We start from the raw sequence: 15048 nt of genomic DNA on the forward strand, positions 1-15048 counted from the left end.
TTAAAGATTATGGTGATAGAAATTACAGAATGGAGTTTTAAATGGCTGAAAAATTAACCCTTGAGGTGGTGTCACCTTACGGTTTGGTTCTGAAAGAAGAGGTTGATGAGGTAGTTGCTACCGGTTCGGAGGGTGAGTTTGGAGTCTTGCCGGGACATGTACCCCTTGTAACCACCCTCAAGATCGGGATGCTTGTGTGCAAAGAGGGTGGAACAGTAAGTTATGTCTTTGTTAATTCCGGTTATGCAGAGGTTAATGAAGACAGGGTTTTGATCCTTGCAGACAGTGCCGAACGTGCAGAGGATATAGATGTGGAAAGGGCAAAAAATGCAATGAAGCGCGCTGAGGAGAGGTTGAGAAAGCAGGAAGAGATTGACTTTGCCCGTGCACAGGCTGCACTTGACAGGGCGATCATAAGGGTGCAGCTTGCTGAAAAAAAGGGACATCAAAAATCCCTGTAGTTGAAAAAAGTTGCAGATTCATGTTTTAATATTGCTGCCTTTAAACTGACCCGGTGAGGCCGGTAAGGCAGGGGGATCTGAAGATTACTCTAAAAACCGCAATTAATGTATTGAAAACCTTTCTCCTGAAAGCAGGGGGAAAGGTTTTTTTATGTCATGCCTAAGGAACTTCTTGATAGCAAGGATATGGACAGGACCATTACAAGAATGGCTCACGAGATTCTTGAGAAGAACAGGGGAGTGGAAAGAGTCTGTCTTGTGGGTATTCAGAGGGGCGGAGTTTACCTGGCTAAAAGACTTGCCGAGAAGATCAAGCTGATAGAGGGACGGGATGTGCCTGTTGGTGCACTGGATATTGCCCTGTATAGGGATGACCTCAATATCCGCAAGGAATATCCTGCGGTAAGAAAAACAGACATACCTTTTGAGATAACCGGACAGGTGGTTGTTCTGGTGGATGATGTGTTGTTTACCGGCCGTTCAATAAGGGCGGCAATGGATGCCTTAATGGATATAGGGCGGCCGGCAAGGATTGAACTTGCAGTCCTTATAGACCGGGGGCACAGGGAACTGCCTGTACGTGCGGACTTTGTGGGAAGAAATATTCCAACTTCCCATGAAGAAAACATAGTGGTTGAATTTCTGGAAGAGGGCGGTAAAGACAGGGTTGTCCTTAACCAGGATTGAGAAAAAACGTTATGAGACAATAGGAGAGTAAGGGATTACGTATAATCCGAAACTTGCAACTTGTACGGGGTGAAACAATAAGTGAGTGAGACAGGCCAGCAACTCAGGAACAAGGATATTGTAGGCATAAAAGACCTGTCCCGTGATGAGATTGAATTGATTCTGAATACTGCGGTGGGTTTCAGGGATGTCCTGCGGAGAGACATCAAGAAGGTTCCGACCCTCAGGGGAAAGACCGTGGTTAATCTCTTTTTTGAGCCCTCAACGAGGACGAGGACCTCTTTTGAGCTTGCAGCCAAAAGGCTCAGCACGGATGTAATAAATTTCTCCGTCTCAGCCAGCTCCGTGGTAAAGGGTGAGAGCCTGATCGATACAGCCATGACGATACAGGCCCTTGGTGCTGATGTTGTTATCATCAGGCACTCCTCCTCAGGGGTCCCTCACCTCCTTGCAAGACACCTGAATGCCTCAGTGATTAATGCAGGTGACGGCATTAACGAGCACCCTACCCAGGCGCTTCTTGATGCCTTCACGATTATGGAGAAATATGGCAGGATAAGGGGACTTAAAATTGCCATTGTCGGAGATATACTGCACAGTCGTGTTGCAAAGTCCAATATTTACTGTCTCAGGACCCTGGGTGCGGAAGTCAGACTGATTGGTCCGCCAACCCTGATTCCTGAGGGGCTTATTGATCCCGATATCGAGATATTTCATAATATGGAGGAGGGACTCAGGGATATTGATGTTGTTATGATGCTGCGTATACAAATGGAGAGGCAGGACAGGGGGTTTTTCCCCACAACAGATGAGTATTTCAGACTCTGGGGACTGACCCTGGAGCGGCTTTCCCTTGCAAAGCCCGGGGCAATAGTGATGCATCCCGGTCCAATGAACCGTGGGATCGAGATAGTCTCGGATGTTGCCGACAGTCCACAATCCGTAATCCTTGAGCAGGTGACAAACGGTATTGCCGCAAGAATGGCGGTGCTTTACCTGCTTTCGGGCAGGAGAGGCTGAATCCGGTGGTTCTGAAAGGGACGGATAAAGAGGAGCCTGGATAGATGATGAGAAAAGATTTGAACCTGATAATCAGGAACGGGCATATAATTGACCCCTCACAAGGGATCGACGGTAAGGGAGCCCTGCTGGTTGAGGGGGGGAAGATAAAGGAAGTCTTTCAGGATTCAGGATTCAGGATTCAGGATGACTCAATATATGAGATTATTGATGCCACTGGTCTCTATGTCCTGCCCGGGCTTGTTGATATGCATGTTCACCTGAGAGAGCCCGGGTTTGAGTACAAGGAGACCATAAAGACCGGTACAATGGCTGCTGTAAGGGGTGGCTTTACCAGTGTATGTTGCATGCCGAATACAAAGCCGGTTAATGACAATGAAACAGTTACCGAGTTTATCCTGAGAAAGGCCTATGCTGAGGGTGCATGTTATGTCTATACCATTGGTGCCATTACCAAGGGTCAGAAGGGCGAGGAGCTTGCCGAGATGGGCATGATGAGAGAGGCTGGGTGTGTGGCATTTTCAGATGACGGCTTTCCTGTAATGAATAGTCTCCTGATGAGAAGGGCACTTGAATACTCAAAAGTTTTTGGTGTGACCATAATCTCGCATGCAGAAGACCTGAACCTGTCTTCAGGCGGGGTGATGAATGAAGGTCCTTTATCACTTATGCTTGGACTCAGGGGGATTCCTGCAGAGGCAGAGGTGATAGCGATAATGCGTGATATAGAGCTTGCAGCACTTACAGGTGGAAGACTTCATATCGCCCATGTCTCCACTGCCGGCGGTGTCAGGGCCATTAGGGAGGCAAAGAAGGCCGGGATAGAAGTTACGGCAGAGACCTGCCCACATTACTTTACCCTTACAGAGGAGGCGGTACGTGATTATAATACCAACGCAAAGATGAATCCTCCACTGAGGAGAGACGGAGACGTTGAAGCTGTAAAGCAAGGACTTTCTGATGGTACGATTGATGTTATTGCCACCGATCATGCCCCACACCACATGGATGAGAAACTCTGCGAGTTTGACCGGGCAGCCCCCGGGATATCAGGTCTTGAAACAGCACTGCCGCTATGCCTCAGACTGGTTGAAGAGGGAGTCTTGTCCTTAAGTGAGCTTGTTAAAAAGATGGCGCTGAACCCGGCAAGGATTCTCGGAATGGAGAAAGGCAGTCTGAGAAAAGACGCAACGGCAGATATTGTTTTAGTAGACCCCCACAAGGAGTTTACTGTAAACTCCGGAGAGTTTATCTCCATGGGTAAAAACACGCCTTTTGAAGGCTGGCAATTAAAGGGTGTACCTGCTGTTGTTACGTGTAAGGGAAGGATTTATAACATGGATGCCGGAATTGTCAAGGAGCTATAATTTCTATTGGTGCCCCTGTTCAGCCTTTTCCTCTCTGTTTTAGGGGCAGTGCAGTTTCTGTGCTTGACATGTATAGTTTTGAGATAATATAATTTAGATTTTTAATCTCTATATCAGGGGAAGGAGGTGCTTTGGGGTAGGTCGTATACTTAATTCATGTAAATAATCGGGGTTGCTCTGGTTGCTATCAAAGAAAACTGTAGGGTTTTAAAAATTGAGGAGGATTAAATGGGAAAACGTTTTAGTGTGATTAATGTTTTTATGACGTTGTTAATTGTTGCAGGCTTTATTCCGATATCAGTTCAGGAAGCTGATGCCGTTCCATCATTTGCCAGGAAATATGGAACTAACTGTAGCGCATGTCACTCAACATGGCCCATGCTGAATGCCACGGGCAGGTCGTTTAAGGAGAACGGTTACAGGTTCCCGGGGGTTACAGATAAGGACAGGGCAATCTCTGATGACTTGTATGTGGATAAGACCTTTCCGGTTTCAGCGGTACTTACTGCAAGACCGTATGATGAGAAGAGGCGTAATGGTACAAAGATGAGAGCGATCCATGAGGCAGAACTTATGGCTGCGGGTATTCTCTATAAGAATGTATCCGGATTCCTTGAGCTTGAGGCGGAAGATGAGAACGGGTTTAATGTTGAAATACCAACTGCGTCTCTGAGCTACCACTATTCAGGTTTATTCAATCTGCAGTTTTCATACTCCGACATGTTATTGGCCGATCCATACGATACCTACTCTTCCCGTGTGCTGACGAGGGGCAAATATTCGGTTATTGACCAGGTATTTGGGGGGGCTGACGGTGGAGGCAAGCTTCGCAGTTCACGCCAGGTGCTCTCTGTATACGGAAGGCCAGTTAACAATGTCTTCTATACCGTGGGACTGAGTGGTATTGCAGGGGATGCAGAGGGCAAAAACGCCAAGAACCTACATGCAAGGGTGGCTGTGGATGTACTCCCCAATACAATGGTGGGACTCTTTGGTGTGAGTGGAGAATGGGATGACCCTGATGCTGGTCTGACACGTGACTTCAGGCGTCTCGGCCTTGATTTTCAGGCAGACTATAATGACTTCAGGTTTATGGGGGTCTTCCTCAGTGCTGAGGATGATAATTCGATTGGTGTGAAGGAAGAGAACAATGCATGGTACCTACAGGCTTTGTATGTCGTGTCAAGGAATTCAAGTCCATGGATTGTGCCTCTTATCCGGGTTGACAGTTATGAAAAGAATGACGGGGCTGCTGAGTACAGTGAACTCACCCTCAACTCTTCATATTACTTTACCCAGAATATTAAGGCAATAGCCGAGTTCTGGACTCAGGTGGATGTCCCTGATACAGTAGATAAGGACAACCGTCTTACCGTCCAGATATCAGCAGCATTTTAACCAAGTCTTTGCAGAGTTTCTTGCCGGAGCGGGGAGTGCACATCTCCCCGCTCTTTTAATACGGACTGGTGGAAGTTCCCTCTTCTGATTACTCAGATCATGTGAGTCCCGTCTCAGAGGGAACGGACCCCTCTCTCCTGTATTGTTTCATTTATTGTTTTCCTTGTTCATCAATCCTGGTAACATATCATGTTCTGACCAGTCCCTGACACATTTTCTTCGGGCACTTTGGGTTCAAGGGTGATGAGGAGATTTATATATAGGGTTCTGTGATATAATTAACGGCAAACATGGAAATAAAATGCTCACGGAGGCTGAATGAAAAAGGCTTTACTTGTTCTTTCAGACGGAATGGTGTTTGAAGGTGAATCCTTTGGCGCTGACGGGGAAACAAAAGGTGAGGTGGTCTTTAACACCTCCATGACAGGCTATCAGGAGATACTTACAGACCCGTCATATAAGGGGCAGATTGTCACCATGACATATACGCAGATGGGCAACTATGGTGTGAATGAAGAGGATAATGAGTCAGCAGGGGGCCCAAAGATCGAAGGCTTTGTTGCAAGGGAGTGTCTGGATTATTCCAGCAACTGGCGTTCAATCATCTCACTTAACGGGTATCTTGAAAGACACGGCGTGGTTGCAATCCAGGGGATTGATACAAGGGCGCTTACAAGACATATAAGGAACTTCGGGGCACGGATGGGAATTATTTCAACTGAAGACCTGAGCCCGGAGAGTCTGTATGAGAAGGTGAGGGTACATCCCGGCATTGGCGGCGTTGACCTTGTAAGGTATGTAACCACGGATAAACAGTACAAATGGACCGAAAAGGTTTGGAGATGGGAAGATAATTCAAAATCAGGGAAGGTGTTCCCGCTCAAAAAAGTGGTTGTTTACGACTTTGGCGTCAAATTCAATATACTCCGCAATCTTGCAGATGCAGGTTTTGATATAACGGTTGTGCCTGCTGAGACGCCTGCAGAGGCGGTGCTTGAAATGAACCCTGATGGAATAGTTCTGAGTAACGGGCCCGGAGACCCCGAGGCAGTGGTTTACGGTATTGAGAATACAAGGAAACTTCTTGGCAGGAAACCGGTTTTTGGAATATGTCTCGGTCACCAGATACTGGGACTTGCCCTGGGTGGAAAGACGTATAAACTCAAGTTCGGCCATCATGGCGGCAATCATCCTGTAATGGACCTGCTGACAGAAAAGGTTGAGATTACATCCCAGAATCATAATTACTGTGTGGATATCGGCAGCCTTGGCACGCAGGTAAGGCTTACCCATAAAAACCTCTATGATGGTACTGAAGAGGGAATGCAGCATGTGGAATTCCCGGTCTTTTCTGTCCAGCATCATCCGGAGGCAGGTCCTGGGCCGAATGATTCAGTACATCTGTTTAAGAGATTCGGGGAGATGATTGAAAACAACAGATGAATGAATCCGGGGCATACAGGGTGGAGATAGAAGACAGCAGGGTTGTGCTGAGGACTACCTCCTTTAAAGCGGAACGGGGCAGTGTCCTGCATAGCGGGATATACAACAGGGAGTTTTCCTCGAGTCTTGTTGCTGTTACAGTTTCAGCGGCGGTGCTTGCCTTTTTTGCCCTCAGACACGAATTGCAGATACTTCATTATGTGATGGCAGTGGCGGTTTTTGTTGTAGTCTTTCCCCTTGCCAGGTTCTACCTCTTCAAAGAACCCTGCCTTGAGACGGTCTTTGACCTGGATGCAGGAAGTGTGAGCATAACCCTCAGAAAACCCTTTGGAAGCAGAAGCATAAAAAAGCCTTTGGGCTCACTTGATGATATCAGGATAAGTCACTTACGGATGGAACCCGAGAACCCCGATGGAGTAGCCTTTGTAAAGAAGATAGCCCTGCAGCATGGTACCGTTATTCCGGGGTTTGGACAGATAGAGGACTTTTATAACGTAGAATTAAGATTTGACGGTGAGGGGTTCATCATATTAACCACAAAAACAGAATCAGAGGCCAGGGCGGTTGTTGATAAACTGAGAAAATATGTGCGTCTACAAGGGCTTGAATCAGTGTGAATATTATTGCTTTGTAACATTAGTCATATGGCTGAATACAAGAATCTGTGTAATCTGAGAAATCTGCGGATATATAAGACTCTTTTTTCATAATAAACAACCAGTGAGGTGATTGTGCCAAAGAGAGACGATATTAAAAAGATACTCCTGATAGGTTCAGGCCCTATAGTGATTGGACAGGCGTGTGAGTTTGATTACTCGGGAGCCCAGGCATGCAAGGCCCTCAGGGAGGAGGGTTATGAGGTGGTACTTGTCAACTCCAATCCAGCCACCATTATGACGGATCCTGAAATGGCGGATATTACCTATATCGAGCCGCTGACAGCCGAGATAATTGAATTGATCATTGAGAGGGAGAGGCCCGATGCTCTACTTCCCACCATGGGTGGACAGACAGCCCTGAACCTTACTGTTGAACTTGCTGAAGCAGGAATTCTTGATCGTTACGGGGTTGAACTGATTGGTGCAAAGCTCCATGCCATCAAGAAGGCTGAGGACCGTGAGCTCTTCAAGGATGCCATGGCCAGGATTGGTCTTGATGTTCCGCGTTCCAGTGCCGTCAAGAACATAAAAGAGGGACTTGACGTTGTGGGCTATGTTGGTTTCCCGGCAATTCTGAGACCTGCCTTTACCCTTGGCGGTACAGGCGGGGCTGTGGCATACAACGTGGAAGAATACAGGGCACTCCTTGAGAATGCGCTCAAATTGAGTCCGGTGAGTCAGGTGCTTGTTGAAGAGTCAGTGCTTGGCTGGAAGGAATACGAGCTTGAGGTGATGAGGGATGGCAATGACAATGTGGTGATTATATGCTCCATAGAGAATCTTGACCCCATGGGTGTCCATACAGGGGACTCCATTACTGTTGCACCGGCACAGACCTTAACCGATAAGGAGTATCAGAGGATGAGGGATGCATCGATTGCAGTAATCAGGGAGATAGGTGTTGACACCGGGGGCAGCAATATCCAGTTTGCCCTGAATCCTGAAGACGGGAAGATGGTTATCATAGAGATGAACCCGAGGGTTTCTCGTTCATCAGCCCTTGCCTCCAAGGCTACGGGTTTCCCGATAGCAAAGATTGCTGCAAAACTCGCGGTTGGTCTTAATCTTAACGAGATTCCAAACGATATAACGAGAGAGACCCCTGCCAGTTTTGAACCCACGATTGATTATGTAGTGACAAAAATCCCGAGGTTTGCCTTTGAAAAGTTCCCGGAGGCGGATTCCACACTTACAACCCAGATGAAGTCTGTCGGAGAGGTCATGTCAATAGGCAGGACTTTTAAAGAGTCCCTGCAAAAGGCCCTGCGGAGTCTGGAGGCAGACAGTTATGGCCTGGAGGAGAGGATTGCAGGAATTGATGAGATAAGGGAGAAGCTGAAGACGCCAAACTGTGAGAGGATATGGTACATAGCCCAGGCATTCAGGGAGGGACTGAGTGTTGAGGATATTCATGAGATAACGTGGATCGATCCATGGTTTCTGAATAACATCAGAGAGATAGTCGAGTTGGAAAACGAGATTAAAAATTCACAACTCACAACCCGCAACTCGCAACCCGCAACCCCTGACCCGCAACTCCTTTACAAGGCCAAATCCTGGGGTTTTTCAGACAGGAGAATTGCCGGGCTTGCAGGCCTCAGAGAGGCGGATATCAGGGAGATCAGGAAAAAACTCGGTATGCGGGCTGTCTATAAAATGGTTGATACCTGTGCTGCAGAGTTTGAGGCATATACACCGTATCTGTATTCTACTTATGAAAGGCCGTTTTATAAGTTAGAAGACAGAAGTCAGGACTCAGGGGACAGAGAAGAGGCCTCATTATCCGTTGCCAGGGTGGAATGTGAAGCTAACCCCTCAAGCCGCAGGAAGATCATGATCCTCGGCAGCGGCCCTAACCGTATTGGTCAGGGGATAGAGTTTGACTACTGTTGTGTCCATGCGGTTTTTGCCCTTAAAGAGATGGGGTATGAGACCATAATGGTGAACTGCAATCCAGAGACCGTCAGCACTGACTATGACACATCAGACAGGCTGTATTTTGAGCCCCTCACACTCGAAGATGTCCTGAATATAATCGAGGTGGAGAAGCCGGAAGGCGTTATCGTACAGTTCGGGGGACAGACCCCTCTTAAATTAGCTGTTCCACTTGAGAGAGAAGGGGTAAGGATTCTTGGTACCCCTCCGGATGCCATTGACAGGGCGGAAGACAGAAGGAGGTTTAAGGAGCTTCTGCATAAACTCGGTCTGAGGCAGCCCAACAGTGGAACGGCCATGAGCCCTGAGGAGGCTGTCAGGGTGGGAGAGGAGATTGGCTACCCTGTGATGGTAAGACCCTCTTATGTGCTTGGAGGCAGGGCAATGGAGATCGTCTATGACGAGACCTCCCTGCAGGATTACATGCAGAGGGCGGTGAAGGCTTCGCCTGAACACCCTGTGCTTATTGACAAATATATAATGGACGCCATAGAGGTGGATGTGGATGCGGTCTCTGATGGAGATGCTGTTGTTATCGGCGGGCTGATGGAGCACATTGAGGAGGCTGGAATTCATTCAGGGGATTCAGCCTGCTCCCTCCCTCCCTTTTCGCTCTCTGAGGAGATAGTCAGTGAGATAAAGCGGCAGGCGAGGGCACTTGCCAGGGAGATCGGGGTTGTGGGTCTCATGAATATCCAGTTTGCAGTAAAGGGCAGCGACATATATATCCTTGAGGTAAATCCAAGGGCATCAAGGACCATTCCCTTTGTGAGCAAGGCAACCGGTGTTCCCCTTGCAAAGATAGCAGCAAAGGTGATGGCCGGCACGAGACTGGAAGAACTCGGCCTGGTCTCTGAGCCGGTATTGGGGCATGTGGCAGTAAAGGAAGCAGTCTTTCCCTTTGACAGGTTTTCCGGAGTGGATACCATTTTGGGCCCGGAGATGAAGTCTACCGGTGAGGTCATGGGCATTGACAGGGATTTCGGGCTTGCCTATGCCAAGGCCGAGGCATCGGCAAACAACCGGATACCCCTTGAGGGTAAGGTCTTTATAAGCGTGAGGGATGAGGACAAACCTGCGGTCCTGCCGATTGCCACGACATTTATTGAACAGGGTCTTAAGGTTGTAACTACGAGGGGCACCGCTTCTTTTCTGAAAGAGCATGGTCTTAATGTAGGGGTTGTGAACAAGCTCAAGGAGGGTAGGCCGAATGTTGTTGACCTGATTAAGAACAAGGAGATAAGTTTCATTATAAACACTGTTGAGAGTGCTGCATCCCGGAAGGATTCCTTCTACATAAGACAGAGTGCCCTGGAGTACAAGGTTCCCTATACTACGACGATCTCCGGTGCCAGGGCCGTGGCAAGGGCGCTTAAGGGACTGAAGGAAAAACGGCTGACCATTCTATCCATACAGGAGTACCATAGCAGGGGGTAAAGGTATATGGGTAAGGAAGAGGTCGATTTTGTTATAAAGGGTGACTACGTTCTGACCATGACGGATACCGGGGGGCCTTTGTCCGGCGGTGCTGTGGCTGTAAGGGACGGGGTTATTGTTGATGTTGGGCTGTCGGCAGCTATAGAGGGCAGATATTTACCGGAAGAAGTCCTTGGCGGCAGTGGTAAGGCAGTAATGCCGGGTCTTGTCAACACCCATACCCATGCTGCCATGGTATATTTCAGGGGAATGGCTGATGACCTTCCTCTCAGGGTCTGGCTTGAGGATAACATATGGCCTGCAGAGGCCAGGTGGCTGAGCCCTGATTTTGTCAGGGATGCAACTGAACTGGCCTGCCTTGAGATGCTGAAGGCAGGTGTGACACTTTACAATGATATGTATTTTTTTGAGGATGCCTCTGCTGAGGGGATAAAGAGGCTCGGGATGAGGGCTGTTCTTGGAGCCGGCATTCTGGATTTTCCGACTGCTACTGCTCAGAATACTGCGGAGTATTTTGACAGGGCTGAGGATTTTATAAAGAGATGGATTGGAGATGAACTTATCACCCCCTCTATTGCACCGCATGCCCCCTATACCTGCAGTCCCGGGACATACCGGAGGGCTCTTGATATAGGGGAGAAATACAACATTCCTGTTCATACGCACCTCTGTGAAACCCGCTGGGAGGTGGAAGAAATAAAAAAGCTTTACGGCAAGACCCCAATTGAGCACCTTGATTCCCATGGACTGCTCAATGCGCGTGTTGTTGCCGCCCATTGTGTCTGGCCCACAGTGCGAGAGATAGAGATACTCGCTGAACGTGGTGTAAGCGTGTCGCACTGCCTTGAGAGCAACCTCAAGCTTGCCTCGGGTATTGCCCCGGTGGTAAAGATGCTTGACGCGGGAGTAAGGGTTGCCTTTGGCACTGATGGTGCAGCCAGCAACAATGACCTTGATGTGATGAGTGAGATGTCAACAGCGGCAAAACTGCACAAGGCAGTCTCTGACGACCCCACTGCACTCTCTGCCCGTACCGCCCTGTTGATGGCCACCCGCCGGGGTGCGGAAGCCCTTGGCCTTGGGGATCGGTTAGGGAGTCTTGAAAAGGGTAAACTTGCCGATATAGTGATAATTGACCTTAACAAACCCCATCTTGCCCCAATTTATAATATCTATTCCCACCTTGTATATTCAGCAAAGGCCTCTGATGTGGAGAGCGTGATGGTTAACGGCAGATTACTTGTAAATGGTCATCAATTAAACATCACGCAGGAAGATGAGATAATTTATAAGGCCGGGCAGTGGAAAGACAGGATTGTGTCTGCGACAAGCTGACAAGCCTGCAAGCTGACAAGCCTGTCAGCCTGCAAGCCCATTTAAAACTATCTCTTCAGGTTTACAACCTCCTGAAGGAGGTCGTCAGTGGTCGTGATTATCCTTGAGTTTGCCTGAAAACCCCTCTGTGCAGCTATCATTTTTATAAACTCCTCTGCAAGGTCAACATTGCTCAGCTCAAGAGAGGCACTCAGTACCCTGCCGATTCCGGCTGTGCCGGGCTCTCCTATTATCGGCTGTCCTGATGAAAAGGATTCGGCGTAGAGGTTTCTGCCTATCTTGGTCAATTCCGTTGGGGCAGTAAACTTTGCGAGGGAAAGACGGGCTACCGGTTTTGTCTGTCCGTTTGTAAATATCCCTGTGATGGTGCCGTCCTCTGATACGCTGAGTGTCTTGAGTGAACCGGCAGTGAAGCCGTCCTGACTGAGAAAGACCGTGGCAGAGGTGGAACCATACTGGCTCATGTCGGCTATGTCAAACGTGACGCTCTGTGCGCCGGTTGCACCCCAGGGAGAAAAGTCAAAGGTGGCTGTAAATTCCGGCGGGTCGGGGATTATGAGGCCCCCGGTATCGTCAAACTGAAGGGCCTGTGTCTCAACTATGGAGTATGTAGGGGGATCGGTTGCCGGGTCGGTAACTGTAACAACGTTTGTCTCCCACTGGTTTGCGGCTGTTTTCGTGAAATATGTGGTCAGTAGATGGTCATTGCCGAGGCTGTCGTAGATCGTCAGGGAGGTGGAGAAGTTGGATGTGTCGGCCGTGTTCGTAAGGTCAAAGGGGCCTGTCACTGCATCCCTTGAGTCGAGGTTTACCGAGAATTCGGCGTTAGCTGTTGGCTGTGGTGCACTGTTGAGGGACGCAACCGAGATGTCACCTACCACACCTGTAGCACTGCCTCCTGCGTCATAGAGGTAACCCTGAACCCTCAGATTATCGGTTGTTACGAGATATCCATCCTTGTCAAGGGTGAACTGACCGGCCCTTGTGTAAAAGTTTGTATTATCCTCCTTGACCATGAAGAACCCATCGCCGTCAATTGCCATGTCAAGTGCACTTGCCGTTGCCTCAAAAGAACCCTGTGTGAAGAGGGGGGAGATATCACTCACTATTACGCCTCTTCCAATCTGTGAGTTGCCTGAGGTCCCTGTAATGGTCTGGCTCAGGACATCACCAAAGGCTACCCTGCTTGCCTTGAAACCAATTGTGTTCATGTTTGCAACATTGTCACCTATTACCGATAAAGAAGTCCCGTTTGCATTAAGTCCGCTTATTGCTGAAAAAAGGGCGGTTAACATTTTTAAACACCTCCTTCCCATATTTCTTTAATCTCACCGAGGGAAACCCTCGAGTCGTTGTCAAGTTCAAGATAAGTGATACCGTCCTCAAAGCTGATGCCTGTAACCATTGACAGTGTCTCTGTGGAGACAGGCACGGAATTGCCGTTACCGTCAGCGGCAGTGAAGTTTACCGTATAGAAGCCGTCGGGGAGGGGATTGCCGTTGTTGTCCGTTCCGTCCCAGGTATATTTATTGTCACCGGCAGGCTGTTTCCCGAATTCGATGGTTTTGACTACCTCACCAGAGGAGTTGTTGATGTTCAGGGTCATCTTTTCCACGTTCTGTGAGACCTGATAGGAGATCGCCGCAGAACCCTTCAGGTTTACACGATTGCCCTCTACCCTTACCATTTTACCCATAAGGTTTGTGGCAAGGGCATTATTAAGGGAGTCCTGATAAGAGAGGATGCCATCAAGGGTGTCTCCCATACTTATAAGTTGTTCAAGTGAACTGAACTGTGCAAGTTGTGCAGTAAAGTCGGTGCTGTCCATAGGGTTTAGCGGGCTCTGGTATCTCAGTTGGGTAGTAAATAACCTTAGGAAATCGTCCTTTCCAACTGTTCCTGTCACTGGATTCATTATCTGCCTCCTTCTGTCCTCGTCTATACGCGGATACTGACCGTGTACAGACTCTGGTTACCATGATTTGATTTCTGTGGATTTATTGCTATATCCTTTATAGTCTTCTGGTTATACTGGGCCTTCATCCATTTTTTGTTGCCCCTGTTTTTCAGGAAGAGTGAAAAGCCTCCGGGAGTTAACCCCACTTTTGCAAGGCTGTCAAAGAGCTGGGGCATGTTGTTCTGCAAATCCATCAGACTCTTTAGCTTCTCAACTCCCAACTCAGCCCTTACCTCGCCGTCATGTACAGAGACCTCGATATCTATCTTCCCGAGGCCTTCGGGCTCTATGGTGAGTTCAATGGAGGGGTTTTTATGAGTAGGAGTTGCCTTGTTTATCTGCGTGCCGGACGTTTCCGGGAGTTTTTCCGAAAGGATGGTCTCTCCTGTTTTGTGGGGGCTGGAGTTACGGTTTAAGTGTTGGGATTCTGTTTCAGGAATATCAATTTTTTGAAAAAGGAAAGAGTTTTCATTGTTAGGTCTGTTCTCCGTCCGGGAGGATATATCTGTATCTTTCCTGTTCTGGTGAAGTCCTGGTTCAAGCCCGGAAGCATCTTCAGGTGTTTTGCCATTTAGCATTGGATTGACCGAGGCCGCTTTTCCCGGTGTTGCATTGTTTTTGCCGGGTACTTCTACTTCTGTTTTCGGAGGTGTTCTTTGCCGGCCTGTGGTATTGTTGATAAGGGCTGGTTCCTCAGGGTTTGCAGGTTTAAGCTTATAGATTGCATTAGAGGCGTTCGTGCCTGGGAGTTCTTTCTGTGTCGGAAGCGATGTAGTTGTGGTTGCCTTGCCGTCCTCAGTAGTTGTTTCAGCTGAGGTTTCCTGTGCCTTATTCCCGGCCTTGCCTATAATGTTTGCCGGGTTTGGGGTATCCGTAACCCCTGTTTTGTCCTGAGAGTTTTCCCGGCCTTGGGTTGCATCAGCACCGAGGGCAGCTTTAATAATATCTGACAGTACCGGCGATTGTTTTTCTCTGATACCGGTTTGCTGCTGCCCAGTGGTGTCCGGGGTTAGAGCTATCCCCCCTGATTCAGCACTGTTCCGGCCTCCCAGAGCGTTTTCTGGGTTCGGGGTGGAGATAGTGGACATAAAAAAGGGCAGAAATACGGAGAAGGCTGTTGCTGAATCCACGCCTTTCTCTCCGGAGGAGGGGCCTTTCTTTTCAGTGTCCGACGTGCCCGGGACTATGTTTATCGATGGAAGCAGCATTACGTCGTTATGTATAGCAAGTGATATGCCAGGCCCGGGCAGACCTTCCGGCCGGATAAAACCCTGTCTTTTCAATGTCTTCAGGGTTACGGTATTGCCGGTATAAGAAGATTTTTCCTTTGGAGGGGAATTTTTTTCTCA

At 48.6% G+C, this 15048-nt stretch carries 12 protein-coding genes; 9 read left to right on the forward strand and 3 right to left on the reverse strand.

Annotation, left to right across the window (positions count from 1 at the left end):
- Positions 1-41: 41 nt before the first annotated feature.
- The 9 genes from VST71_09310 (at position 42) to VST71_09350 (ending at position 11742) form a co-directional block, all read left to right on the forward strand.
- Positions 42-461, forward strand: coding sequence for a F0F1 ATP synthase subunit epsilon (locus VST71_09310; protein MEC4685912.1), 420 nt, complete (start codon positions 42-44; stop codon positions 459-461).
- 156 nt (positions 462-617) lie between these two features.
- Positions 618-1148, forward strand: coding sequence for a bifunctional pyr operon transcriptional regulator/uracil phosphoribosyltransferase PyrR (pyrR, locus tag VST71_09315; protein MEC4685913.1), 531 nt, complete (start codon positions 618-620; stop codon positions 1146-1148).
- 81 nt (positions 1149-1229) lie between these two features.
- Complete coding sequence (locus VST71_09320; GenBank protein ID MEC4685914.1) at positions 1230-2168, forward strand: aspartate carbamoyltransferase catalytic subunit; 939 nt, start codon at positions 1230-1232, stop codon at positions 2166-2168.
- Positions 2169-2227: 59 nt separating this feature from the next.
- A complete protein-coding gene (locus VST71_09325) occupies positions 2228-3535 on the forward strand; it encodes a dihydroorotase (protein ID MEC4685915.1) in 1308 nt (435 codons plus the stop codon).
- A gap of 228 nt (positions 3536-3763) precedes the next feature.
- Positions 3764-4933 (forward strand): hypothetical protein, encoded by a 1170-nt coding sequence (locus tag VST71_09330; protein ID MEC4685916.1) that lies wholly within the window; start codon positions 3764-3766, stop codon positions 4931-4933.
- Between the two features lie 318 nt (positions 4934-5251).
- Positions 5252-6376, forward strand: a complete 1125-nt coding sequence (gene carA, locus VST71_09335) for a glutamine-hydrolyzing carbamoyl-phosphate synthase small subunit (GenBank protein MEC4685917.1) — start codon at positions 5252-5254, stop codon at positions 6374-6376.
- Positions 6373-6993 (forward strand): hypothetical protein, encoded by a 621-nt coding sequence (locus VST71_09340; GenBank protein MEC4685918.1) that lies wholly within the window; start codon positions 6373-6375, stop codon positions 6991-6993. The genes carA and VST71_09340 overlap by 4 nt, the downstream gene beginning before the upstream one ends.
- A 114-nt stretch (positions 6994-7107) precedes the next feature.
- Positions 7108-10407, forward strand: coding sequence for a carbamoyl-phosphate synthase large subunit (gene carB / locus VST71_09345; protein MEC4685919.1), 3300 nt, complete (start codon positions 7108-7110; stop codon positions 10405-10407).
- A gap of 6 nt (positions 10408-10413) precedes the next feature.
- A complete protein-coding gene (locus VST71_09350) occupies positions 10414-11742 on the forward strand; it encodes an amidohydrolase family protein (protein MEC4685920.1) in 1329 nt (442 codons plus the stop codon).
- A gap of 47 nt (positions 11743-11789) precedes the next feature.
- Here VST71_09350 and VST71_09355 read toward each other — a convergent pair whose 3' ends face one another.
- Genes VST71_09355 through VST71_09365 form a run of 3 tightly spaced genes read right to left on the reverse strand, consistent with a single transcriptional unit; the run spans position 11790 to position 14982 of the window.
- On the reverse strand, positions 11790-13037 hold the full coding sequence (locus tag VST71_09355) for a flagellar hook protein FlgE (protein ID MEC4685921.1): 1248 nt from the start codon (positions 13035-13037) through the stop codon (positions 11790-11792).
- 2 nt (positions 13038-13039) lie between these two features.
- The gene (locus tag VST71_09360; protein MEC4685922.1) at positions 13040-13657 is read right to left on the reverse strand and encodes a flagellar hook assembly protein FlgD; all 618 of its coding nucleotides are present in this window, start codon (positions 13655-13657) and stop codon (positions 13040-13042) included.
- 23 nt (positions 13658-13680) lie between these two features.
- Positions 13681-14982 carry a flagellar hook-length control protein FliK gene (locus VST71_09365; GenBank protein ID MEC4685923.1) on the reverse strand — a complete coding sequence of 434 codons (1302 nt, stop codon included), beginning with the start codon at positions 14980-14982 and terminating at the stop codon, positions 13681-13683.
- Between the last annotated feature and the right edge of the window lie 66 nt (positions 14983-15048).

The sequence above is a fragment of the Nitrospirota bacterium genome (assembly GCA_035873375.1).
In the GTDB taxonomy this organism is placed as follows: Bacteria; Nitrospirota; Thermodesulfovibrionia; order Thermodesulfovibrionales; family JdFR-85; genus BMS3Bbin07.

What these genes read in the sequence shown, in the direction of transcription:
- VST71_09340 (MEC4685918.1), top strand. Translation starts at nt 6,373, where the DNA reads ATGAATGAATCCGGGGCATACAGGGTGGAGATAGAAGACAGCAGGGTT.
- VST71_09350 (MEC4685920.1), top strand. Translation starts at nt 10,414, where the DNA reads ATGGGTAAGGAAGAGGTCGATTTTGTTATAAAGGGTGACTACGTTCTG.
- VST71_09360 (MEC4685922.1), bottom strand. Translation starts at nt 13,657, where the DNA reads ATGAATCCAGTGACAGGAACAGTTGGAAAGGACGATTTCCTAAGGTTA.
- VST71_09310 (MEC4685912.1), top strand. Translation starts at nt 42, where the DNA reads ATGGCTGAAAAATTAACCCTTGAGGTGGTGTCACCTTACGGTTTGGTT.
- carA (MEC4685917.1), top strand. Translation starts at nt 5,252, where the DNA reads ATGAAAAAGGCTTTACTTGTTCTTTCAGACGGAATGGTGTTTGAAGGT.
- VST71_09355 (MEC4685921.1), bottom strand. Translation starts at nt 13,037, where the DNA reads ATGTTAACCGCCCTTTTTTCAGCAATAAGCGGACTTAATGCAAACGGG.
- pyrR (MEC4685913.1), top strand. Translation starts at nt 618, where the DNA reads ATGCCTAAGGAACTTCTTGATAGCAAGGATATGGACAGGACCATTACA.
- VST71_09330 (MEC4685916.1), top strand. Translation starts at nt 3,764, where the DNA reads ATGGGAAAACGTTTTAGTGTGATTAATGTTTTTATGACGTTGTTAATT.